The sequence below is a fragment of the Geobacter sp. DSM 9736 genome (assembly GCF_900187405.1).
GTDB lineage: Bacteria > Desulfobacterota > Desulfuromonadia > Geobacterales > Geobacteraceae > DSM-9736.
Genome location: NZ_LT896716.1, coordinates 526,344 through 548,057, shown reverse-complemented (window position 1 = coordinate 548,057; position 21,714 = coordinate 526,344). Strand labels below are relative to the sequence as shown.

25 protein-coding genes are annotated in these 21,714 nt (G+C 56.3%); 3 read left to right on the top strand and 22 right to left on the bottom strand.

Annotated features, from left to right (window positions below; translation table 11 throughout):
• Positions 1–6: 6 nt before the first annotated feature.
• From CFB04_RS02530 to CFB04_RS02485, 10 genes are all read right to left on the bottom strand, one after another.
• Positions 7–1,455, bottom strand: a complete 1,449-nt coding sequence (locus tag CFB04_RS02530; protein ID WP_088533817.1) for a DASS family sodium-coupled anion symporter — start codon at positions 1,453–1,455, stop codon at positions 7–9.
• A complete protein-coding gene (locus CFB04_RS02525) occupies positions 1,455–2,261 on the bottom strand; it encodes a hypothetical protein (RefSeq protein WP_088533816.1) in 807 nt (268 codons plus the stop codon). The genes CFB04_RS02530 and CFB04_RS02525 overlap by 1 nt, the downstream gene beginning before the upstream one ends.
• Positions 2,262–2,302: 41 nt before the next feature.
• Positions 2,303–2,530: a sulfurtransferase TusA family protein gene (locus CFB04_RS02520; RefSeq protein WP_088533815.1), complete on the bottom strand. Its 228-nt coding sequence runs from the start codon at positions 2,528–2,530 to the stop codon at positions 2,303–2,305.
• Positions 2,531–2,535: 5 nt separating this feature from the next.
• A complete protein-coding gene (locus CFB04_RS02515; protein ID WP_088533814.1) occupies positions 2,536–3,483 on the bottom strand; it encodes a 4Fe-4S dicluster domain-containing protein in 948 nt (315 codons plus the stop codon).
• 111 nt (positions 3,484–3,594) lie between these two features.
• On the bottom strand, positions 3,595–3,990 hold the full coding sequence (locus tag CFB04_RS02510) for a M67 family metallopeptidase (RefSeq protein ID WP_088533813.1): 396 nt from the start codon (positions 3,988–3,990) through the stop codon (positions 3,595–3,597).
• Position 3,991: 1 nt separating this feature from the next.
• Positions 3,992–4,801 carry a molybdopterin-synthase adenylyltransferase MoeB gene (locus CFB04_RS02505; RefSeq protein WP_088533812.1) on the bottom strand — a complete coding sequence of 270 codons (810 nt, stop codon included), beginning with the start codon at positions 4,799–4,801 and terminating at the stop codon, positions 3,992–3,994.
• Between the two features lie 80 nt (positions 4,802–4,881).
• Positions 4,882–5,097 (bottom strand): sulfur carrier protein ThiS, encoded by a 216-nt coding sequence (thiS, locus tag CFB04_RS02500; protein WP_088533811.1) that lies wholly within the window; start codon positions 5,095–5,097, stop codon positions 4,882–4,884.
• Between the two features lie 13 nt (positions 5,098–5,110).
• Positions 5,111–6,361, bottom strand: a complete 1,251-nt coding sequence (locus CFB04_RS02495) for an O-acetylhomoserine aminocarboxypropyltransferase/cysteine synthase family protein (protein WP_088533810.1) — start codon at positions 6,359–6,361, stop codon at positions 5,111–5,113.
• Positions 6,362–6,590: 229 nt separating this feature from the next.
• Complete coding sequence (gene cysK, locus CFB04_RS02490; protein ID WP_088533809.1) at positions 6,591–7,544, bottom strand: cysteine synthase A; 954 nt, start codon at positions 7,542–7,544, stop codon at positions 6,591–6,593.
• 68 nt (positions 7,545–7,612) lie between these two features.
• On the bottom strand, positions 7,613–8,074 hold the full coding sequence (locus CFB04_RS02485; RefSeq protein WP_088533808.1) for an Rrf2 family transcriptional regulator: 462 nt from the start codon (positions 8,072–8,074) through the stop codon (positions 7,613–7,615).
• Between the two features lie 265 nt (positions 8,075–8,339).
• Here CFB04_RS02485 and thrC point away from each other — a divergent pair, with 265 nt between their 5' ends.
• Together thrC and yrfG are read left to right on the top strand one after the other, a co-directional pair.
• Positions 8,340–9,725, top strand: coding sequence for a threonine synthase (thrC, locus tag CFB04_RS02480; protein ID WP_088533807.1), 1,386 nt, complete (start codon positions 8,340–8,342; stop codon positions 9,723–9,725).
• Between the two features lie 25 nt (positions 9,726–9,750).
• Positions 9,751–10,440 (top strand): GMP/IMP nucleotidase, encoded by a 690-nt coding sequence (gene yrfG, locus CFB04_RS02475; protein WP_088533806.1) that lies wholly within the window; start codon positions 9,751–9,753, stop codon positions 10,438–10,440.
• Positions 10,441–10,487: 47 nt separating this feature from the next.
• On the opposite strand, the gene CFB04_RS02470 is transcribed toward yrfG, so the two are convergent.
• The 9 genes from CFB04_RS02470 to CFB04_RS02430 form a co-directional block, all read right to left on the bottom strand.
• The gene (locus CFB04_RS02470) at positions 10,488–11,798 is read right to left on the bottom strand and encodes a homoserine dehydrogenase (protein WP_088533805.1); all 1,311 of its coding nucleotides are present in this window, start codon (positions 11,796–11,798) and stop codon (positions 10,488–10,490) included.
• Between the two features lie 32 nt (positions 11,799–11,830).
• On the bottom strand, positions 11,831–12,244 hold the full coding sequence (nusB, locus tag CFB04_RS02465; RefSeq protein ID WP_088533804.1) for a transcription antitermination factor NusB: 414 nt from the start codon (positions 12,242–12,244) through the stop codon (positions 11,831–11,833).
• Positions 12,244–12,711: a 6,7-dimethyl-8-ribityllumazine synthase gene (gene ribE / locus CFB04_RS02460; RefSeq protein ID WP_088533803.1), complete on the bottom strand. Its 468-nt coding sequence runs from the start codon at positions 12,709–12,711 to the stop codon at positions 12,244–12,246. The genes nusB and ribE overlap by 1 nt, the downstream gene beginning before the upstream one ends.
• A gap of 15 nt (positions 12,712–12,726) precedes the next feature.
• A complete protein-coding gene (locus CFB04_RS02455; RefSeq protein ID WP_088533802.1) occupies positions 12,727–13,947 on the bottom strand; it encodes a bifunctional 3,4-dihydroxy-2-butanone-4-phosphate synthase/GTP cyclohydrolase II in 1,221 nt (406 codons plus the stop codon).
• A gap of 52 nt (positions 13,948–13,999) precedes the next feature.
• Entirely contained in the window at positions 14,000–14,647 is a 648-nt protein-coding gene (locus tag CFB04_RS02450) for a riboflavin synthase (protein WP_088533801.1), read from the bottom strand.
• The gene (ribD, locus tag CFB04_RS02445; RefSeq protein WP_088533800.1) at positions 14,632–15,738 is read right to left on the bottom strand and encodes a bifunctional diaminohydroxyphosphoribosylaminopyrimidine deaminase/5-amino-6-(5-phosphoribosylamino)uracil reductase RibD; all 1,107 of its coding nucleotides are present in this window, start codon (positions 15,736–15,738) and stop codon (positions 14,632–14,634) included. The genes CFB04_RS02450 and ribD overlap by 16 nt, the downstream gene beginning before the upstream one ends.
• 2 nt (positions 15,739–15,740) lie before the next feature.
• Positions 15,741–16,193, bottom strand: a complete 453-nt coding sequence (nrdR, locus tag CFB04_RS02440) for a transcriptional regulator NrdR (RefSeq protein WP_088533799.1) — start codon at positions 16,191–16,193, stop codon at positions 15,741–15,743.
• Entirely contained in the window at positions 16,190–16,669 is a 480-nt protein-coding gene (locus tag CFB04_RS02435; protein ID WP_088533798.1) for a cytidine/deoxycytidylate deaminase family protein, read from the bottom strand. The genes nrdR and CFB04_RS02435 overlap by 4 nt, the downstream gene beginning before the upstream one ends.
• A gap of 99 nt (positions 16,670–16,768) precedes the next feature.
• A complete protein-coding gene (locus CFB04_RS02430; RefSeq protein ID WP_231934515.1) occupies positions 16,769–17,095 on the bottom strand; it encodes a peptide chain release factor-like protein in 327 nt (108 codons plus the stop codon).
• 108 nt (positions 17,096–17,203) lie between these two features.
• Here CFB04_RS02430 and rpsT point away from each other — a divergent pair, with 108 nt between their 5' ends.
• Positions 17,204–17,467: a 30S ribosomal protein S20 gene (gene rpsT / locus CFB04_RS02425; protein ID WP_088533796.1), complete on the top strand. Its 264-nt coding sequence runs from the start codon at positions 17,204–17,206 to the stop codon at positions 17,465–17,467.
• Between the two features lie 57 nt (positions 17,468–17,524).
• Here the strand turns inward: rpsT and holA are convergent, their stop codons facing one another.
• From holA to leuS, 3 genes are read right to left on the bottom strand one after another with little or no spacing between them, the layout of a single operon-like run.
• Entirely contained in the window at positions 17,525–18,520 is a 996-nt protein-coding gene (gene holA, locus CFB04_RS02420; protein ID WP_088533795.1) for a DNA polymerase III subunit delta, read from the bottom strand.
• 22 nt (positions 18,521–18,542) lie between these two features.
• On the bottom strand, positions 18,543–19,148 hold the full coding sequence (gene lptE, locus CFB04_RS02415) for an LptE family protein (RefSeq protein WP_088533794.1): 606 nt from the start codon (positions 19,146–19,148) through the stop codon (positions 18,543–18,545).
• Positions 19,145–21,619 carry a leucine--tRNA ligase gene (gene leuS, locus CFB04_RS02410; RefSeq protein ID WP_088536672.1) on the bottom strand — a complete coding sequence of 825 codons (2,475 nt, stop codon included), beginning with the start codon at positions 21,617–21,619 and terminating at the stop codon, positions 19,145–19,147. Before leuS ends, lptE begins: the two co-directional genes overlap by 4 nt.
• Positions 21,620–21,714: the final 95 nt, after the last annotated feature.

The window sequence follows — 21,714 nt, the reverse complement described above, 5'->3', positions numbered from 1 at the left end:
ACAGGGTCAGATCTTGAATCCAAGAAGCGGCCAGACGAACCGGGCCGACGCGAGAAAGAGCAGCCACGAGATCGTCATGATCACGAGACCCGAGACGATCATCTCCCGTCCTTTCAGGAATCCCGATGAATACACGATTGCGTTGGCAGGCGTCCCCATCGGGAGACAGTAGGCAAGCCCCGCGGGGAGTGTCACCGCCAGGGTCATCACCCGCGGGTCCATTCCCATGCTCTTCGCAAGGCTGATCCCGATGGGGAGGAGGATCGCGATCACGGCGGCGTTGCTGATGCATTCGGTCAGAAGCAGGGAAATGAGCGAGATGATAGTGATCACCATGAACGGGGAGTGGCCCAGACCCGCCAACCCCTTCCCGGCCAGCCACTGCGCCGCACCTGTCTTCTCGAGGGCCGAGGCGATGGCTATCGCGCCACCGTACATGAGGATGACGCCCCAGTTCACGTACTCCTCGATCGCCTGCCACGAGACGACCCGGCAGGTGAAGAGGACTGCAACAGCCAGTGTGGCTATTGCGGCAAGCCCGAGTGCTTTGCCGAAAAAGATCCAGGCAAGGATGGTTGCGACCATCACCACCGCCACGATCATCTCGTCATAGCTCATCCGTCCCGCTTCGAGCCTCTTTCGGTTAAGAAACCTGAGCCCCTCGTCGACGCTGGCTATATCCTGTGGAAAGAGCTTGAGCAGCAGCATGAACCCGATTGCGAGAAGCGGGATCACGATCATGATCGCCGCCATCGTCCATTCGAAAAAGGAGAAGTCGAGCCCGGTGGTCTCCCGAAGCATCCCGACCGCCAGCGGCGCCCGCGCGCCGCCGAGGAAGGTGGCGATCCCGCCGATGACACATCCCCAGGCTATGCTCATGAAAAGAAGCTTTCCGTAGCTCCCCCGCTCGCCGTCGAGCCGGAGACTCTGGCTGATCTCCGCCACGATGGGAAACATCATCGCAGCCACGGCATGCTCGCTCATGCAGAACGAGAGAAAGGCGCAGAGGAGGTATACCGTCAGGGCGAGCCTCGTGGGAGTCTTGCCGAAGGTCGCCAGCATGCCCCGGGCGAGGCGGGTGGAAAGGCCGGACCCGGTCATCGCCGCCGCGAGGATGAAGGCTCCGAGTATGAAGAAGACTGCCTCGTTGCCGAACATGGCGTAGGTCTTCTTTGCTTCCATGATCCCCAGGAGCGGAATCATCGCCATTGCCACGAGCGAGGTGACGGCAAGTGGGAGCAGCCCCGACACCCAGAGAAACACGGTGGCACCGAAGAGGATCATCGCGTGGTACCCCTGGACCGTGAGCCCCTGGGGAGGGGTCAGGTTGAACAGGAATGCACACAGCAGGATCAGCCCGCCGAAGATCTGGTAGTGGAAGGTGCGGTCGAACAGGATGAGCCAGATCGGGCGCCGGTCCACCTTGAGCGGTTTGTCGAAGGTAATCTGTTCCATCAGAGTCCGGCGGAGTCCAGGGAATTCTCCGCGGCTTGCACCCTGAGGTGCCTGCGCAGATCGGATGCCGCAAGATGGCGACGATCCTGCAACTTGTCGATGAGCCCACGGAACAGACCGGGCTGCTCCAGCGGGATGAGCGGCGTCGTGTAACGGATCAGCGGGATGAGCGGCTTTATCGTAACGTCATGGCTCTTCCACCCGCAAGCGAGGTGCTTCAGGGCTGCCTCGATGCCTTCCGATGCGGCACCCGATTCGGACCACGCTATGGCGGGCAGCGGCACAATCCCCTCTTTGAGCAGGGTATCGATCCCCTTCATAGTCGAGTCGGCAGGCTCGGGACCGAACAGCAGTGTCGAGGCCACCGACCAGCGGGGAAAAACCGAGCATGCGTCCCGAAGGGACTCGATGGTAGCGGCGGTATCGAAGCCCCTTTGGGTGGCCACTGCGGGATCGAACACCCAGAGGGGAATGTCGAGAATATCCACCCCCGCAGCGTAGGCATGTTCGGTGAACGACGCCGGGGCAGGGAAGTCGAAACGCCCCATGAGCCTCACGCTGAAGTTCTTCTTGATCTGCCGCGCCATCTCCATCCCGCGCTGGCAGGTCTCCTTCGGGCCGAAGGAGAGGTAGAACAGATCGGTGGACTCGGTGCAGAAGCTGTCGAACATCGTCTCGAGCGTCTCGTTCACCGACAGCTCGCCGCCGACGAAGAATATGCGCCCGTCACGCCGCAGGTCATGGGCAGCCGGCAGCTGAGTCGGGTGTGCAGTGAGAATGTTCAGTCTGTTCTGGTCGATTTTCATGTCAGTGGACGCGGTTCGTTGGAGGCGGTACGAGGGAGTTACTACTCCTCCCCCTTCTCCAGTTCGAGGACGTAGTGCCCCTCCTCGGCCTGCTTGAGCCCGAGGAGCTTGTGCCCCTCGGCCTTCAGGCTGCGGGGGACGTTTTTAACCGGCTCGCCGTCGTCGATGAGAAACTGGACCGTTTCCCCCGTCTCGACCATTTCGAGAGCAAGCTTTGCCTTTACGAAGTTCGTGGGGCATGCGACGCCCCTCAGATCGATTGTGTTCATATCTGTCAGCTCCTCGTTCCTACCTGGGTTTCCACGATCTGCGGCGGGATCGTCTTCTCGACGACGAAATCGGGGAATTCGCGCCGCAGATGCTCCAGAAGGGAATCCGCCCCCTCCTGCAGGATGATGTCGCCGATCCGGATCCGCCCCTTCCCTTCCGCCTTCTCCTTGTACCAGGCGAGGACGGAGGCGATGAAGTCGACGGCCTTCTCCTCGGGAAGGAACGTGGCGTAGAGGGTCCCGATGAGGGGGTTTCTCCCCCACTTCCCGCCGATCCTCACCGTGTAGCCGCATTTCGCGGCCTTCCAGGCCTCGGTAGGGCATACCTTGACACAGTCGCCGCACCAGGTGCAGCGCTCGGCATCGAACACCGGCTTCCCGTCCTCCCCCATTTTCAAAGCCCCGTCGGTGCACGACTTGGCGCATATCCCGCAGCTGATGCATCCGTCGCGGTCGAGCTCAGGCCAGATCGCCCCCTGGAAGCCGACGTCGTTGGTGGCGGACTTGGGGCAGTCGAAGGGGCAGCCGGCGAAGCCGACCTTGAACTTGTGGTGGGCGGTGGGAATCCCAAAGAGCTTCTCGTTCACCTCGAGGGCCGACTTCTGGGTGTCGACGAGCCCGTTCGGGTTGTATTCGCATCCGCCGCAGGCAGTCGGGACGCGGACGCGTGCGCCGCAGGATGCGACCTTCTGATCCGCCTCCCCGAGCTCCGCAACCACCGCATCGAAGTCCTTGAAGTTGACGTTGATGAGCTCGATGGACTGGCGAACCGACAGGTGGACGAACTCGCCACCGAACTTCTCAGCCACTTCGGCGATCTTCTTGAGGCGGTCGATAGGGAGCCGCCCCCCGGGAATGCGGAGCCGCACGGTAAAGAGGTCCTTTCCGCGCTCCTTGATGAAGCCGCCGGCCTTGAGGTTGCCGAGATCGATTTTGGTGGGCTGCTGGGACATTGCTTGATCCTTTCTATCTTCCTTGAAATCCGCCACAGAGACACAGAGGCTCAGAGAACAATCTCTTTAGTGCCAAGTCCCTCCGTATCTCTGTGGCTCCGTGGCAAGTCTTTACTGAATTAAAACTTCCTCTTCGGTACTGATCCCCTCGGTGATCTTGAACGACCTCACAACAGGCTCCGGGCCCGCCAGCGAAACGATCACGTAAGAGACATCCGGGGTAAGCGCGAGCCGGATGTCCTCTTCGGAGGGGCGCGCCGGGGTCTCCGGGTGGGAGTGGTAGATCGCCACCATGCCCTTCCCCTTCCCCCTCAGGTCCTTCACCACCGCGAACTGCTCCTTCGGGTCCATCATGAAGTGCTCGTTGCTCTTGTCGGTGTTGGTCATCGCGTAGTGTTCGGTGACGACACCGTCACTCCCCCCGAGGATGCCGCAGGCTTCCAGCGGGAAGTCTCTGCGCGCGTGCTCGACGAGGGCATCATAGATCATCTTCGGGATGGTGAGCATGCTATTTCTCCAGATCGCAGACGTTCATCGCATCGAGCTCATCCTTCAGCTCGGTGACGGTGGGGTTCTCCCCGCAGACCGGGCAGCGGGTGCTTCGGCGGATGGTGACGTCGCGGAACTTCATCTTGAGGGCGTTGTAGGTGAGGAGCCGCCCCGTGAGGAGCTCGCCTTTGCCGAGGAGATACTTCACCGCCTCGGTGGCCTGGATCGAGCCGATCACCGCCGGAAGAACCCCGATAACCCCGGCCTGGGAACATGTGGGGATCGCGTCCTTCGGAGGCGGGGTCGGGAAGATGCAGCGGTAGCACGCCGACTCACCCGGCACGATGGTGATGGTCTGGCCGTCGAACTGGAGGATCCCGCCATGGGAATACGGCTTGTTCCCGAGGATGCACGCGTCGTTGATGAGAAATTTCGCGGCGAAGTTGTCGGTGCCGTCGATGACGAAGTCGTAGTCGGCGATGATCTGCGCGATGTTGGCGGCGGATATCCACTCCTCGTAGGTCCGCACGTTCACGTCGGGGTTAATCGCCCGCATCTTCTCAGCAGCCGATTGTACCTTCGGCTTCCCCACGTCGTCTGTGAAATGGATCACCTGGCGCTGGAGGTTGGTCACGTCGACGGTGTCGGCATCGGCGATCCCGATGGTGCCGACCCCGGCCGCGGCCAGATAGAGGGCGATGGGAGCCCCGAGACCGCCGGCCCCGATGATGAGCACCTTTCCGTTGAGGAGCTTCATCTGACCCTTACCACCGACCTCCTTGAGGATGATGTGGCGGGAATAACGCTGGATCTGGTCTTCTGTAAGCATGACAAACCTTTCTGGTACACTGGATTCCAGGTAGTTATGGTCCAATAGGTCCTAGTCGTATGGGACCTATAGCTAGGCCTCTACCCTCTTCCCCCGCCCATGAAATAAAGAAATTCCAGGGTGTCGCCATCTTTCACGATGGTCCCGTCGAAGTCGGCGCGGTCGACGATCTCGCCGTTAAGCTCCACGGTCACGTAGAGCGCATCCTTCACCTTGAGTTCCTCCAGGAGCGCCTGGATGCCCAGAGAGTCCTTTCCTTCGATGATTGCGGGTTTGCCGTTTACAGTCAGCTGCATACAGATGTTCCTTTCAGAGAGAGTTGAGAGCATCAGCGAAGTCGCCGATGATATCGTCGCTGTGTTCGAGCCCGACGGAAACCCGGACAAGTTCGTCGGAGACGCCGAGGAGCCTCTGCTGGTCTGCCGAGTAGTCGCAGCAGATGGTGCTCGCGGGGTGGATGACGAGGGTCTTCGCATCCCCTATGTTGGCAAGGTTTTTCGCAATGCGCAGGCCGTTGATGAGCCGGAATGCTTCTTCCTTTCCGGGAAGACCGAAAGTGAGAAGACCGCCGTATTTGCCGCCGTACTGACGTGTTGCAACGTCGTGGAACGGGGAATCAGCGAGCCCGGGATAGTTGACCCATTTCACTTTCGGATGGGAGTTCAGGAAGGTAGCGAGCTTGAGGGCGTTTTCGCAGTGCCGGTCCATCCTGAGTGCGAGGGTCTCTATCCCTTCAGTGAGGAGGAACGAGTTCATGGGAGCCGGGCAAGCGCCCAGGTCCTTGTGCATCAGCTTTCGGAGCCGCGCGGAGAACGCGAACTGCCGGTACTTCTTCACGAACTGCTCGAAGTGGGGGAACTTCGGACTATTCCAGTCGAAGGTGCCGGCATCGACGATGGCGCCACCGATGACGCTCCCGGTTCCATTGATGAACTTGCTCGTTGAATGAATGACGATGTCGGCCCCGAGGTCGCGCCCCCTGGCAAGGTAAGGAGAAGTGACTGTGGCATCAACCATGAGGGGAACGCCGGCCTCCCGGGCGATCGTGGCGATGGCCGAAATGTCGGGCACGTCCATCTTCGGATTTCCGATGGTTTCGATGAAGATGAGCCTGGTTCGTTCCGAGACCGCCTGCTCCAGGAGCGCGGTATCGGTCGGATCGATGAATTTGGTGACGATTCCGTAATTGCTGAGTGTATCGCGGAAGAGTGAATAGGTCCCGCCGAAGAGGGATGAGGAGGAGAGGAGCTCGTCTCCGGCGCGAAGGATGGTAAGAACGGCAGTGCTGATGGCGGCCATCCCCGAAGCGGTGGCAACGGCGGCAATCCCCCCTTCCAGAAGGGCAAGACGCCGCTCCAGGCTTTCGGTCGTCGGATTGTTCAGCCTCGTATAGATCTGACCTGCTCTCCGGCCGCGAAAGACGTCTTCAAGATCCTCTGCGGCCTCGTATGCGAATGCCGACGCCTGGACGATGGGCACATTGGTTGCTCCGGCCGGCCCCGGCTCTGTGCCGCCATGGATGAGAAGTGTTTCGATCCGAAGATTATGTTGTTGCGACATTTCGAGTCTCCAGTCTCTCTGTCAGCCAGACTCAGATCCTTTTAGCTTGTACTGGAGCCGATGATAACCAATGAAATCAAAACAGTCAACAACAATATAGACAAAATCTATAACATTAATAGACTTTTGCCGGTACGGCTCCTTCAGAATAAAAAGGCCGGCGTTGCATGGATGGTCACGCAACTCCGGCCTACAGCTTCTGGTCACTGAAATGCATCCTTATCCTTCATCAGATTCCCTCGAAAAGTGCAGTGGAGAGATACCGCTCGGCACCATCCGGGAGAACAACAACGATCGTCTTTCCTTCGAATTCCGGATCGAATGCGAGGCGAACCGCAGCAGCCACCGCCCCGCCGGAAGATATGCCTACAAGAAGACCTTCCTCCCGGGAGAGACGTCTTGCAAACTCAATGGCATCATCACTGGAAACCTGCTCCACCCGGTCGACGATGGAAAGATCAAGGGTATCCGGGATGAACCCTGCGCCGATCCCCTGGATCTTGTGGGGGCCGGGCTTGAGCTCCTGCCCTGCGAGCTTCTGGGTAAGCACCGGGCTCTCCTTCGGCTCGACGGCGACGGAAAGGATCTTCTTCCCTCGTGTGTTCTTGATGTAGCGGGAGATGCCGGTGATCGTACCGCCGGTGCCTACACCCGAAACGAGGACGTCGATCTTTCCGTCGGTGTCGTTCCAGATCTCAGGCCCCGTAGTCTTCTCGTGAACAGCCGGATTTGCAGGATTCTTGAACTGCTGCGGCAGGAACCAGCGCTGGGGGTCGGAAGCCGCAATTTCCTCGGCCTTGGCGACAGCACCTTTCATCCCCTCAGGTCCCGGCGTGAGGAGAAGGTTGGCGCCAAGAGCCGCTAGCACACGCCTGCGTTCGATGCTCATCGTCTCCGGCATGGTGAGGGTCAGCTTGTAACCGCGCGCAGCCGCAACGTAGGCGAGGGCGATCCCAGTGTTACCGCTGGTGGGCTCGATGATCTCGACCCCCGGCTTGAGGACCCCGCGCTGCTCGGCATCCCATATCATGTTGGCGCCAATCCGGTCCTTTACCGAATACGCTGCGTTTCGCCCTTCGATCTTGGCAAGAATGGTGGCCTTGGCTCCCTTCGTCAAGTGGTTCAGCTGAACCAGTGGAGTGTTGCCGATAGACTGCGAGTTGTCCGCATAGACGCGTCCCATGATGCTCTCCTTTCTATTTAACCGCATTGCCTACTCTATAGAATTTCTAGATAAATAAGCAAAAATTTTTAGATGGCGTAGTCCATCTGCTGAAGAAGCTTCTGCCGCTCGAACTCGCTCCGTTCCACCATATCGGCAAGCGTCACCGAATCGATAACCGATGTAACCGCACTGTGCACATCACCCATCACAAGCCTGGTGCCGCAAGTCGGCCCATCTACGCACTCGGGGCAGACTCCGGTGGATGTCTCGGAAAGACATTGAACAGGGGCAAGGTCTCCTTCAAAAGCACGTATGATACTGCCTATCGTTATGGTTGAGGGTGCTTTTGCAAGAGAATAGCCGCCGCCGGGGCCTTTCCTGCTGCTGAGTATACCCTGACTTTTAAGCGTCAGCAGGATTGCCTCTAGGAATTTCTTCGGAATGTTCTCGGCCTCGGCAAGCTCGGAAATGAGGAACGTATCCTTTCCCTTCGATTTTGCGAGAAAGCTCAACGCCTTCAGGGCATATTTGCTGCGCATCGAGATCATCTGCCAAATTCTCCACCAAAGCTATAGTTAATATGGTTATAATAGACTTTATTGAGGCTGTCAACGCTTTTGTTAAGAACCCATCTCTACAATAGGAAGTTACATCAGTAACGGTCTCACAGCAACCGTAGCGGGATTTGAAAATAATGAAACCGATCTATACCTGAAGCAGCCCGATCACCAGTTTAAGCCCCTTCACAATACAGGCATTTACTGCTAGTATCAGTGCTTTATTTCAGCCCAGAAAAAATCCCCGGAGACATGCATGCGCTACATCAGCACACGAGGACTCATACAACCGGTTTCTTTCAAGGATGCGGTAATGATGGGTCTTGCCAACGATGGAGGACTTCTCCTTCCCGAGCAGTACCCCCTTATTCCCCTCTCAATGCTTGAAGACTGGCGAGAGCTCTCATACCCGGAGCTTGCCTTCGAAATCATCTCGCGGTTTGCCGACGACATCCCCCCGAATGATCTTCGAATCCTGATCGACCGCTCCTATGCCACATTTACCACAGAGGAAATAACTCCGCTGGTGAGAAAAAACGACATTTATGTGCTCGAACTCTTTCATGGCCCCACGCTCGCCTTCAAGGATGTGGCACTGCAATTCCTCGGCAACCTGTTCGAGTACCTGCTAAAGGAGCGGGGACAGAAGATGAACATAGTAGGCGCCACCTCCGGAGACACTGGAAGCGCCGCAATTTACGGGGTCCGTGGAAAAGAGAACATCAACATCTTCATTCTCCACCCACATCTGAAGACGTCGCCGGTGCAAGCGCTCCAGATGACCACCGTTACCGATCCCAACGTCTTCAACATTGCTGTTCGCGGTACTTTCGATGACTGCCAGAACATGGTGAAGGCGATGTTCAGCGACCTCAGTTTCAAGGAAAAACATGCTCTCGGGGCAGTCAATTCCATCAACTGGGCTCGGGTCCTGGCACAGGTCGTCTACTACTTCTATGCCTGGCTCCGTGCCACTGACCGCAGCAGGAACGAGGTTGTCTTCTCAGTACCGACCGGCAATTTCGGCGACATTTTCGCGGGGTACGTAGCCAAGCATATGGGGCTACCCATAAAGAAGCTCCTGCTTGCGACAAACGAAAATAATATTCTTACACGTTTCATCAACGATGGAGACTACTCGCTTGCCGATGTGGTTCAAACGGCATCCCCTTCCATGGACATCCAGGTGGCTTCCAATTTCGAACGATACCTCTACTACCTGTTCGACCAGGACCCGAAGCGGGTCCGGGAAACCTTCGAGTTGTTCGCCAAAACCGGTCGTATGGAATTCACCAACACCGAAAAGGACCGGGTCCGGAAAGAATTTCTGTCGGAATCGGTGAACGAACAGGATACTATCGCCACCATCGCCAATTTTCACCAAGAGACAGGATATCTCCTCGACCCCCACACCGCCGTAGGGGTAAAGGCCGCTATGGACCTTGTGGGTCCGGAGGCCACAGCCATCTGCCTCGCCACCGCCCACCCCGCCAAATTCGCTGATGCAGTGCAAAAGGCCATCGGGGAGCCTCCCCCCCTGCCCCCTTCCCTACAAGGTATTGAGCGACTCCCCTCCCGCTGCCAGGTGCTCGATGCAAACATCGACACAATAAGGAATTTCATAGAGGAAAAGGCCCTTTGAGGGCCTTTTTTCATAGGACTATCCGATGATCATCGACTGGAACAACATAGACACCGTACTGCTGGACATGGATGGAACGCTTCTCGACAGGCACTTCGACGACCACTTCTGGCTCGAACACGTGCCCAAAACCTATGCGGCAAAGCACCGGATGCCTGTTGCAGAAGCGAAGCAGCTCCTACACGCAATGTTCAATTCGCAGGAGAAAACCCTTAACTGGACAGATCTCGATTACTGGTCGGAGAGGCTCGGCCTTGACATCCCGCTCCTCAAGCGGGAAGTGGATCACCTGATCGCGGTCCACCCCTTCGTAGTAGATTTTCTCCTCTTTCTGCGCCATCACGAAAAAGATGTTTACTTGGTCACCAACGCTCACAGCAAGACCCTCGATCTGAAAATGCGAAAGACGAGGCTTGGCCATTACTTCACCGGCATAGTTTCGGCTCACGACGTCGGACTGCCGAAGGAAGATGAGCGATTCTGGCCCGCTCTGCGGGCGGATATTCCATACGAGCCGAGCCGCACGCTCCTTGGGGAAGACAGCGAGACGAACCTCTCAACTGCCGCTGCCTATGGCATTGCCTACCTGATCTATGTCAGCCGCTTCAGCTCCACGGTCGTTCCCGCCCCCTCCCCCAGGTTTACCTCGATCCACTATTTCAGCGAACTGACACCACGGAACGGCTCCCTCATTATCGAGTTGAATACGCAGTAGGTACAAAAAAAGCGCCCGGAGGCGCTTGTTTACATACAGTAACTGCGTTATTCGAGGTTGTCCTCGATGCGGATCAGATTGCTCTTTTCGGTAATTATGTCGAACGAGTCTATCTCATCCAGGGCCGCCCTTACATCCATTTCCCGAGCCTCATGTGTCATGATGACGATGGGGACGGTCTCTCCCGCCTGTCGCGCCGACTGGATCATGGACTCGATGCTGATATCGTACTTGCCGAGAGCCCCGGCAATACGTGCAAGCACGCCAGGTTTGTCCACCGCGCTGAACCGGATGTAGTACTTGGTTACCACTTCCCCCATCGGCTTGATCTGAAGCGTCCTTACATGGTGATCCTGGTAGCCTAGCGGCGTGCAACGGCGGTCGATGCCGGTCATCAGGTTGCGTGCAATATCGACTACGTCGCCGATGACGGCACTGGCTGTGGGGTCCATTCCTGCTCCACGGCCGTAAAACATGACAGGTCCAACGAAGTCGCCGGTGAGTCGGATGGCATTGAAGGCTCCGTCGACATCCGCCAGGGGATAATTTACCGGAACCATCGTCGGATGAACCCGCGCTTCGATTCTGTCCCCGTCTCTCTTGCCGATTGCGAGAAGCTTTATCTTGTATCCGAAATCACGGGCGAAGTTTATGTCGATGGCAGAGATGGAGCAAATTCCTTCGGTATAGATATCCTTGAAGGATATCCTTGAACCGAAACAGAGGGAGAGAAGAATGCAAAGCTTGTGCGCTGTATCTACCCCTTCTACATCGAAGGTGGGGTCGGTCTCGGCATAGCCCAGTTCCTGGGCCTTCTTGAGAACCTCGCTGAAGTCGGCTCCTTCCTGAGTCATCCTGGTCAGGATGTAGTTGCACGTGCCGTTGAGGATACCTAGAACAGTCGTGAAGTTATTCCCGGCAAGATTCCCCTTTATGGCGGCAAGAACGGGAATGCCTCCTCCGACCGCCGCCTCGTACAGGACTTCGACTCCCTTTTCTGCTGCAGCACTGTATATCTCTTCCCCATGCACTGCGAGCAGAGCCTTATTGGCGGTGACGATATGCTTCCCATGCTCGATCGCCCGCAGAACGAAGGAGCGCGCCGGCTCGTAGCCGCCTATCAACTCGATAACTACGGAAATTTCGGGATCTTCAAGCACCTGATTAACGTCGGTCGTTAGAACATCAGGAGATACAGTCACGCCTCGGTCTGTTGTAATATCCAGGTCAGCGATTTTTTTTAGTACAAGCCGTGCGCCGACCTTCTCTTCTACTAGCCCTCCGTTTGCAGCCAAAAGCTTCACGACACCGGTACCAATGGTACCGAAACCAATGAGACCTATATTCAATTGTTTCATAATCCCTCACTACATTGATGACCAGGTTATGCTTAAGACTTCTCGGTAATCCCGGAGGATATCTCATCCAGAATGCCATTTACGAAGGCTGGCGACTCCTCTGTGCCGAATTTTTTCGCTACTTCGATCGCCTCGTTTATGGTTACGTTCTTCGGGATGTCGCTCCGGTAGCATAGCTCATACGCCGCCAGGCGAAGGATGTTGAGATCGACCTTCCCCATGCGGGAAATCGCCCAGTTTTTCGATTTCTCCTCGATCAAACGGTCAATCTCCTCACGCTTATCAATTACCCCTGCAACCAATTCTTCGGCGAACGATCGGACCAGCCCGGTCGCGCGGACATTTTCCCGGAAAGATTGGAGCGTGGCCCGCATGTCGAGCTGATTCATGTCCATCGAGTAGAGGGCCTGAAGTGCCAGCTCCCTTCCTTCCCTGCGTACTCCCACTAGACCAGCTCCTTACATAGATTCGCAGTTTCTATGGCTGTCATGGCGGCTTCGAATCCTTTGTTTCCTGACTTGGTGCCCGCCCGCTCGATAGCCTGCTCGATCGTATCGGTGGTGAGTACACCAAATGCAATGGGAAGGCCTGTGGAAAGTGAAACGTGCGCAATGCCCTTCGACATCTCCGAAGACACAAAGTCGAAATGGGGGGTGGAACCGCGTATAACCGCACCAAGGCAGATGAGGGCGTCGTATTCCCCTTTTTCGGCCAGTTTTTTCGCGGCCAGCGGAATTTCGAAGGCACCGGGCACGCGGGTAACGGAGATATCCGCGTCGGCAGCGCCGTGTCGCAATAGGGCATCCAGAGCCCCTTCCAGCAACCGATCGGAGATGAAGCTGTTGAAACGACCTACTATAATGCCGAACTTGAGACCTGCAGCATTGAGTTTCCCCTCATAGAATGTCGGCATAGGACCTCCTTCGCGTCATATGTTATTGGAGTCGATGGTTTCGAGCAGGTGTCCGAGCTTTTCCCGCTTTGTCTGCAGGTAACGGATATTGGTCGATGAGGGTACCGCCTCTATGGGAACCCGCTCCATGATGTTTATCCCATACCCTTCGAGACCGATTATCTTTTTCGGGTTGTTGGTCATGAGACGGATATTCTTGATCCCCAGGTTTACGAGGATCTGAGCGCCTATTCCATAATCGCGTAGATCTGCCTTGAAACCTAGTTCCAGATTCGCCTCGACGGTATCCTTGCCCTGATCCTGGAGAGCATAAGCCTTGAGCTTATTGATCAGGCCTATTCCCCGCCCCTCTTGGCGCATGTAGAGAACGACCCCCTTCCCCTCATCGGAGATCATCTCCATGGAGGCGTGGAGCTGATCGGCACAGTCGCAGCGCCGGCTGCCGAAGACGTCCCCCGTCAGGCACTCGGAATGGACACGGACGAGAACGGGCTCCGAGCCCTTCACATTCCCCTTCACGAGCGCCAGATGTTCCAGCTGGTCCACATCATTCTCGAAGGCAATCGCCTTGAAGTCCCCTCCAAAACAGGTGGGAAGAACGACTTCGGCGGCACGCCGGACAAGCAGTTCGTTCTTCATGCGGTACGCAACAAGGTCGGCTATTGTGCAGATCTTCAGGCCATGTTCCTTGGCGAACTTCTTGAGCTGCGGCATCCTGGCCATGGTGCCGTCCTCGTTCATGATCTCGCAAATGACCCCTGCGGGGCGAAGCCCGGCCAGGCGGGCAAGGTCGATGGAGCCCTCGGTCTGACCGGCTCGCACCAGGACCCCCCCGGGCTTGGCCCGAAGAGGAAATACATGCCCCGGCCTCGCCAGGTCTTCAGGCTTGGCACCATCTGCAACGGCAGTCCTGATGGTATGGGCTCGGTCAGCGGCGGAGATACCGGTAGTAACGCCCTTTTTCGCCTCTATGGAGACCGTAAAGGCAGTACCGAATGATGAGGTGTTGCTGGATACCATGAGTGGAAGCCTCAGCTCATCGCATTTTTCTGCCGTAAGTGTCAGGCAGATGAGGCCCCGACCGTATTTGGCCATGAAGTTGATGGCTTCGGGGGTGACCATTTCAGCGGCCATGGTCAGATCACCCTCATTTTCCCTATCCTCGTCATCGACGAGAATGACCATTTTTCCTTGTCGGATGTCTTCTATGGCATCTTCTATCTTCGCAACTTGCATCGCCTGTCCTCTGCTTGTCCCGCGCTACCCGGCAACCGAAACGACACTTATCTCACATAAACCCGCTTTTCGCAAGCAGTTCCAGCGTCACTCCCCCGTCATCCCCGCACCCGCGGAAGCTGAGGAGACGCTCCATGTACTTGGCGAGGATGTCGGTCTCAACATTCACCTGATCTCCCGGTTTCCTTTCAGACAGCGTTGTATGGTCTGCGGTGAGCGGTATGATGTTTACAGTAAATCTATTTTCCTCCACTGTGTTAACGGTAAGGCTTATACCGTCTACCGCCACTGATCCCTTTGCTGCAATGAACCTCGCATGTTCAGGAGGTACGGCGAAGGTGAAAATGACATTACCCGACACTGGCCTGCGTTCAACCACCGTAGCAATACAGTCCACATGACCGGAAACGATGTGCCCGTCCAGACGGCTGGAAACGCGGAGAGCACGCTCCAGGTTTACGCGGGCCCCTGGCTGCAAGATCCGGAATGTGGAATGTTCGAGAGTTTCGGGGGATGTATCGAAGGAAAGCGTGTCACCGTCGATGGTAGTTACGGTGAGACAGACGCCGTTCACTGCAATGGAATCTCCGAGATTTACCTCTCCTGCCGGGTACTCGGCTGCAACCTTCAGACGGGCAGCACTACCTGTCCGGCTGAGCGCTACTAATCTCCCGATATTTTCGATCAGACCCGTAAACATTTCCCCTCCGGATACCCCTCCACCAGCAGATCATCCCCGAAACGCCTCACCGTGACATCACGCAGCCGCAGTGCTCCTGAAATCATTTCTGGCCCGGCACCGGCAAAAGGACCGGCACCGGCTCCACCAAGCAGAATCGGGGCGTAGAACAGGAGAAATTTGTCGATGAGTTGCAGACGGAAGGCCTCACCGGCAAGAGTACCTCCACCCTCCAGCAGAACTGATTGGATTCCCATCTCCCCTAACCGCCGGAAAAGATCGTGCAGGTCTACACGTCCCTCCCGGGCTCGGCATTGGAGAACCTCGATTCGTGCGGCACGGAAAGGCGCAGCTTCAGCATAGCCAGCAACAGTTGCCATGATCGTAGGCACCGACTGAGCTGTCAGTACCAACTGTGAATTGAGAGGGGTGCGGAGGTTCGAGTCCACGATGATGCGCAGGGGGTTTCTCCCCCCTGTGCGACAGGTAAGAAGCGGATCGTCGGCGATTACGGTGCCGGCCCCCACCATTACTGCATCGAGAACTCCTCGGAGCCTGTGCACGTATGCACGAGATTTTTCACCGGTTATCCACTTGGAATCTCCGGACATCGTGGCAGTTTTACCGTCGAGAGACATGGCGCTTTTTAGCACGACCAAGGGAAGTCCGGTGGTAACGTGCTTGATGAAGGCTTCGTTGATACGCCGGCACTCCTCTTTGCATGTCCCTATCTCGACCGGTATTCCAGCTCCCCTGATGATTGCGGCTCCCTTGCCGCTAACCAACGGGTTCGGGTCGATCATGCCGACATACACTCGCCCCACGCGAGCCGCAACGAGCGCATTTGCACACGGCGGAGTCCTGCCATGGTGGGCACATGGCTCCAGCGTAACATAAACGTCGCTTCCCGCAGCATGCTCACCGGCCTGCCGCAGTGCATGCACCTCTGCATGCGGAGTCCCTGCTTTGCGGTGCCAGCCTTCCCCTACAATGACCCCGTCCCTGACGATGACACATCCTACAGCTGGATTCGGAGAAGTCTTTCCTATCCCCTTTCGCGCCAGTGATACGGCCCGCATCATCATCTCCGTATGCGCTGCAGCCTCCCCCATCACTATTTCTTCAGCAGGTCCTGGAGCTCTGACATGAACTCGTTGATGTCCTTGAAGGAGCGATACACCGAAGCAAATCGGACATAGGCCACCTGGTCGATCTCGTGGAGCTCGTTCATCACCCACTCCCCAATGGTCGTGCTCGGCACCTCTCGCTCCCCCCCCTCCTGAAGCCGCGCTTCAAGCCGGTCACCCAGCCGCTCTATGGTCTCCACCGATACCGGTCTTTTCTCACATGCTTTCTGCAGCCCGGCGACAAGCTTGAGCCTGTCGAAGGGCTCGCGGCGACCATCCTTTTTGAGCACCAAAGGGAGAATTTCCTCTACACGCTCATGGGTAGTAAACCGCTTGCCGCACGATTCACACTCCCGCCGGCGGCGGATTGTAGCGCCCCCTTTATCGGGACGAGAATCAACGACTTTACTGTCAGGAGAAGCACAGAAAGGACATTTCATGGAAGCTCCCCCCCTTGATCTTGATTCGCGGAAAAAGCAAATTTTTCGACAACAACTCCTGATGCTCGAATAAGTTCAGTAGCCAGCTCGTCCGCATAACCCTCTTCGTATACGACACGCCCGATGCCCGCGTTGATGATCATCTTCGAGCAGATGATGCAGGGCATCGTCGTGGAGTAGAGCGTTGCTCCATCAATATTCGTCCCATGCCTTGCTGCCTGGATTATAGCGTTCTGCTCCGCGTGAAGTCCACGGCACAGCTCGTGACGCTGCCCCGAAGGTATCCCCATCTCCTCTCTCAGGCAGCCGACATCGAGACAATGCGATATTCCGGAAGGTGCTCCATTGTAACCAGTGGCAAGTATATTCTTTTCCTTGACCAGCACCGCCCCCACCTGACGACGGAGACAGGTGGAACGCTTTGCCACCAGGTGCGTTATTTCCATGAAGTACTCATCCCAGCCGGGACGGCCCATGATCTGCCCCCTTTTCCTGATGGAATGGCACAAAATACTCCATTGCCCATGAAAGGTCAAGGATGGGGCATCGTTCACATATACGGGTAGGGGCATCGGTTAATCAACCGGTGTAGACCGCAACCTCTTTTTTGCCGCGATGCTCTTCTTGAGTAGAAGTCGTTTCTCCCCGGCTGCCCTGGTGGGTTTGGTTGGTATACGGGGTTTTGGCTTATGAAGCCTTTTTTTCAGGGCATCTGCCAGCCGCCTCAGGGCAACCTCCCTGTTTTTCGCCTGGGAACGGCTTTCAGACGCATGAACGACAATGCCGGTCGGAAGATGACGGATACGTACCGCGGAATCAGTCACATTTCGATGCTGCCCGCCTGGACCCGATGCGCGGTAATACTCGATCCTTATTTCAGTTTCTGGTATGGCTGTATCCACGAACGTTTTCACCTCGCGGTTTTTTCCTTGACACCCTTTGGTGCCGATGCTATAAGACTACCTTTAAAAAGTTTACGCATCAATGCTCAACATCCAGGGAGGTGTAGTTTGGCAAACCATAAGTCGGCGCTGAAGAGAATCAAGCAGAACAAGAAGAAGTACGAACGGAACAAGCATATCCGCTCGACGCTGCGGACTTACATAAAATTCGTACGGGAAGCAGTCGCAGGGAAAGATCCAGCCGCAGCCCAGCAGGCTCTTGCAGCAGCTATTCCCGTGATTGACTCCGCCGCCACCAAGGGAGTGATCCACCGCTCAAACGCTTCGCGCAACGTTTCCCGCCTGACAAAGCTGGTAAACACCCTCGGTTGATAGTCCCGAACTGATATTTAGAAAAGGGCTCATTTCTTGAGCCCTTTTTCGTTCTGCTCACCTGTTTCCGCAAATGTCGATCGCAAGCATCTCCATGAGAAAAGCAGGCTTCCCGCCGCCACTCTTGAGCCCAAGGTCGGTGGCGTAAAAACGCTCGAAAATTTCCTTCAGCTCCACAGGCCGGAAGTTCCTGGCCTGTTCCATTATCCCCTTCAGAAAATAAGGATTGATTCCTGCCGCCTTGCTGATATCCGCAGCTTGCATCCGACGATCCGTCAGCTCGCGCACCTGCCACAACTGACGGAAATGGCGTGTAACAACCGCCAGCACCATTAGCGGCGCCTCCCCGTCCCGCAGTATCGTATGAAGTGCCCGCAGAGACTTCCCGAGGTGCCGTTCCCCAAGTGCGTTGGCGAACTCGAATACACTCTCGACCTTGGTATCGGAAACTATCTGCCGCACATCCACAACTGTAATGTCAGGTCGGTCTCCGACATATACCGCCAGCTTCTCCAACTGCGAAACTAGTTCTCTCAGATTCGTCCCGACCATGTAACCCAGAAGTTCAGCAGCAGCTCCCTCGATTTTCTTCCCGCCGGCAGCAACCTCCTGCCTGATGAAAGAGACAATCTGGTTTTCGTAGAGACGCCGAAACTCGACGAGAGCCCCCTGCTTCTTGAGGGATGTGAAGAACTTCTTACGAAGGTCGATCTTGTCTCCCTGGAAGATCAGACATGACGAAGGAGCGGGGTTTTCGATATAAGGAGTAAGCATCTCCAAGGTGGCAGCGGGAAGACCGCTGCTTCGCTTCACAAGCACCACACGCCGGTCTGCGAACATAGGGAGAGTCGATGCGGCTTCGAGAATCTCCTCACTCTTGCACTCATTGCCGTAAAAAAGGTTGTAATTGAAGTCGCGGAAATCGGGATGAAGCACCCGGTCAAGAAGGCGCTTTGCTGCCCGTTCGATCAGGTACGGCTCGTCGCCGTAGAGGTAGTATACAGCTGCGGCTTCTCCGCCTTGAACCGCTTTTTCGAATTCTTCAGGTTTCATGTGATTGCCTGATTTCGGTCAATCAGAAGTTGCCCGTAACCCGGTCAAAGAGCTGTTCCGCAAGCCTGCGGGCAACCTCCCGAATGGCCGCTTCTTCATTGTTCTGCTGGAGCGCGATCCTTGTTGCAGGGCCAAGTGGTTCGCTCAAAGCGGGATTGTTCAGGGGAAATTCCATCGCCGGATAGTCCTGGCCGCCACTCAACGTGCCTCGCCATAGCACCGTGCCCCCCTCCCGGGCTTGCAGCGTGGCCTCAATGGTGATGGCAGCACGGTATTCCCGAATCCGGTCATCGGGGGTATACGAAACCGCGTTGGACGAGTAAGAGAGAACCTTGCCTGTCAGAAGCAGCTCCGCACTGTCGTCGGGAGCGGTCGAACAGCCGCGTTGAGCGATGACATCGCGCAGCGCGGCTGTTAAAAAAGTTTCGAGGTTGGGACGCAATGCTGCATTCTTGAAAAGAGGAACAGCTATCGTCCTGTCATGAAGGATGGAGGAGTTGTATTCGCCACCCGAAAGACGGTACCCACAGCCTGGCATTACGAAGACAGCAACAAGAAGTACCCCTTTCAGGATTGCTGTGAACAGGGACCGGCTATCTCTGAAATACCTCCAGGATCTATTCTTCATGCGGCAACGATGTTGAGGAGCTTGCCAGGAACATATATGACCTTCTTCAACTCTTTTCCTGCAACGAAAGAAGAGACCTTGTCGTCGGCCAAGGCCGCCTTGCGCACATCATCCTCGGTAGCTGATGCAGAGACTATGACCCTGCCGCGCAGCTTTCCATTAACCTGTACTACTACCAGGAGCTCCTCCTCTACCGCAGCTGCCGGGTCGAACCCGGGCCATCCGCGCCGGTCGATCCCTCCGGCATGCCCCAGCTTTTCCCATAGTTCCTCGGAAAAATGCGGAACGAAAGGAGCAAGCATAAGTACTACGCTCTCCAGTGCCTCCCTGAGAACCGGCGCGTTTTCACGCAGATTTTTCTGTTCAAAGCCGTAGAGGGAGTTGACCAGCTCCATGATAGCGGCAATTGCGGTGTTGAAGTGGAAACGTTCACCAACATCGTCGGTTACTTTACGAATCGTCTTATGGACGACGCGTCTCAATGTTTTACCTTCTTCAGTGATAGGGCCGCCGGCAAACGCTTCAACCCCCTCTACTAAAGGAAGGCACTCTCTCACGAACTTCCATACGCGGTTGAGAAAACGGTAACTACCGTCCACTCCCTGGTCGCTCCAGTCGAGGTCCTTCTCGGGAGGGGCGGCAAAGAGGGAAAAGAGACGTGCCGTATCGGCGCCGTACCGCTCAATGAGTGCATTGGGATCAACGACGTTCCCTTTGGATTTGCTCATTTTGGCGCCATCCTTGATCACCATTCCCTGAGTGAGAAGGTTTACGAAAGGCTCGTCAATAGCAACGTATCCGAGATCCCGCATGACTTTTGTAAAAAAGCGGGCATAGAGAAGGTGAAGAACAGCGTGCTCGATACCACCTATGTACTGATCGACGGACATCCAGTATTCCGCCCGCTGCCGATCAAGAGGACTCGTCTCGACATCCGGTGAGCAGTAGCGGAGAAAATACCAGGACGATTCAACGAACGTGTCCATCGTATCCGTCTCCCGGCGGGCCTGACCGCCGCAGGTGGGGCATGAAACATTGAAGAATTCCTCTACCTTCGCCAGCGGATTTCCCCCCTCGCCGGTGAAAGCAACATCCATCGGGAGCACCACCGGAAGGTCTTTCTCGGGAACCGGCACGACTCCGCACGTATCGCAATAGATGATCGGAATAGGATTTCCCCAGTAACGTTGACGGGAGATGCCCCAGTCGCGAAGCCTGAAATTGACGGTTTTCTTACCAATCCCCTGCTTCTCCAGAAAATCCGCTATGAGTTGCTTTGCCTGGTTGCTGGGGAGACCATCGAACTGGCCGGAGTTTGTCATGATCCCTTCAGCAACAAACGCCTCGGTCATGGTCGTAGGGTCGAGAACTTCACCTTCAGGCTGGATTACCACCTGAAGCGGCAGATCGTATTTACGCGCAAACTCAAAGTCCCGCTGGTCATGGGTCGGCACCGCCATCACCGCACCGGTGCCGTAGTCGGTAAGAACAAAGTTGGCGAGGTAGACAGGCATTTTTCGTCCCGTTACCGGATTGAGGCAGTAAGAGCCGGTGAATACTCCCTCCTTCTCCAGGTCGTCAGCGGTCCGCTTCGCTTTCTCAGTTTTTTGCACCTTTTCGATGAAAGCCTGCACCTCGGGAAGGCGGTCTGCCGTCGTCAGCGCAAGAGCCTGCGGGTGTTCGGGGGCGAGTGACATGAAGGTGGCGCCAAAAAGGGTGTCCTGGCGTGTGGTGAAGACTTTGATGGAGCCGTTTCCATTTTCGAGGGGAAAATCGATCTCACACCCGTAGCTCTTTCCGATCCAGTTCCGCTGCATCGTGAGGACCCGCTCCGGCCAGCCCGGCATACGGTTCGTCCAGTCCAGTAGCTCCTCAGCGTAGTCGGTGATGCGGAAAAACCATTGTTCCAGCTCCTTCTGTTTGACTTCATTATCACACCGCCAACAGCATCCGTCTTCCACCTGCTCGTTGGCGAGAACCGTCTCGCATTTCGGGCACCAGTTGACGTATGAACTCTTCTTGTATGCGATACCCTTCCGGTACATCTGGAGGAAAACGAGCTGTTCCCACCGGTAGTAGGAAAGGTCACACGTGGCCAGCTCTCTGTCCCAGTCGTATGAAAAACCCATCCTCTTCAGCTGGTTACGCATGTAGGAGATATTCTCATAAGTCCATTTCGCTGGATGGCTCTTATTCTGGATCGCGGCATTTTCTGCGGGCATTCCGAACGCGTCCCACCCCATGGGGTGCAGGACGTTCAGTCCCTGCATACGCTTGTAGCGAGCGACCACATCACCGATCGAGTAATTGCGCACGTGCCCCATGTGTATGCGCCCCGAGGGGTACGGGAACATCTCCAGCAGGTAATATTTCTGCTTCCCCGGATCCTCGGTAACCTTGAAGCTGCGGTTCGATTCCCAGTATTCCTGCCATTTCGCCTCTACTTCTTTCGGAACATATCGCTCTTCCAAAATAGCTACCTCCACCCATGTCCTTTAAGGACGGGCCGTAGTATTAGCGGGGAGTGCAACCACCACTGCCGCAGGCTCCCGCACAGTGCGGCAAG

Bases quoted from the DNA above. Each gene is read 5' to 3' on its own strand.
- thrC (WP_088533807.1), top strand. From the start codon at position 8,340: ATGCGCTACATCAGCACACGAGGACTCATACAACCGGTTTCTTTCAAG.
- holA (WP_088533795.1), bottom strand. From the start codon at position 18,520: ATGAAACCTGAAGAATTCGAAAAAGCGGTTCAAGGCGGAGAAGCCGCA.
- nrdR (WP_088533799.1), bottom strand. From the start codon at position 16,193: ATGAAATGTCCTTTCTGTGCTTCTCCTGACAGTAAAGTCGTTGATTCT.
- CFB04_RS02530 (WP_088533817.1), bottom strand. From the start codon at position 1,455: ATGGAACAGATTACCTTCGACAAACCGCTCAAGGTGGACCGGCGCCCG.
- CFB04_RS02485 (WP_088533808.1), bottom strand. From the start codon at position 8,074: ATGATCTCGATGCGCAGCAAATATGCCCTGAAGGCGTTGAGCTTTCTC.
- CFB04_RS02520 (WP_088533815.1), bottom strand. From the start codon at position 2,530: ATGAACACAATCGATCTGAGGGGCGTCGCATGCCCCACGAACTTCGTA.
- CFB04_RS02495 (WP_088533810.1), bottom strand. From the start codon at position 6,361: ATGTCGCAACAACATAATCTTCGGATCGAAACACTTCTCATCCATGGC.
- CFB04_RS02470 (WP_088533805.1), bottom strand. From the start codon at position 11,798: ATGAAACAATTGAATATAGGTCTCATTGGTTTCGGTACCATTGGTACC.
- lptE (WP_088533794.1), bottom strand. From the start codon at position 19,148: ATGAAGAATAGATCCTGGAGGTATTTCAGAGATAGCCGGTCCCTGTTC.
- CFB04_RS02525 (WP_088533816.1), bottom strand. From the start codon at position 2,261: ATGAAAATCGACCAGAACAGACTGAACATTCTCACTGCACACCCGACT.
- ribE (WP_088533803.1), bottom strand. From the start codon at position 12,711: ATGCCGACATTCTATGAGGGGAAACTCAATGCTGCAGGTCTCAAGTTC.
- CFB04_RS02510 (WP_088533813.1), bottom strand. From the start codon at position 3,990: ATGCTCACCATCCCGAAGATGATCTATGATGCCCTCGTCGAGCACGCG.
- CFB04_RS02515 (WP_088533814.1), bottom strand. From the start codon at position 3,483: ATGTCCCAGCAGCCCACCAAAATCGATCTCGGCAACCTCAAGGCCGGC.
- CFB04_RS02450 (WP_088533801.1), bottom strand. From the start codon at position 14,647: ATGTTTACGGGTCTGATCGAAAATATCGGGAGATTAGTAGCGCTCAGC.
- CFB04_RS02435 (WP_088533798.1), bottom strand. From the start codon at position 16,669: ATGGGCCGTCCCGGCTGGGATGAGTACTTCATGGAAATAACGCACCTG.
- cysK (WP_088533809.1), bottom strand. From the start codon at position 7,544: ATGGGACGCGTCTATGCGGACAACTCGCAGTCTATCGGCAACACTCCA.
- thiS (WP_088533811.1), bottom strand. From the start codon at position 5,097: ATGCAGCTGACTGTAAACGGCAAACCCGCAATCATCGAAGGAAAGGAC.
- CFB04_RS02505 (WP_088533812.1), bottom strand. From the start codon at position 4,801: ATGCTTACAGAAGACCAGATCCAGCGTTATTCCCGCCACATCATCCTC.
- ribD (WP_088533800.1), bottom strand. From the start codon at position 15,738: ATGGGGGAGGCTGCAGCGCATACGGAGATGATGATGCGGGCCGTATCA.
- yrfG (WP_088533806.1), top strand. From the start codon at position 9,751: ATGATCATCGACTGGAACAACATAGACACCGTACTGCTGGACATGGAT.
- CFB04_RS02455 (WP_088533802.1), bottom strand. From the start codon at position 13,947: ATGCAAGTTGCGAAGATAGAAGATGCCATAGAAGACATCCGACAAGGA.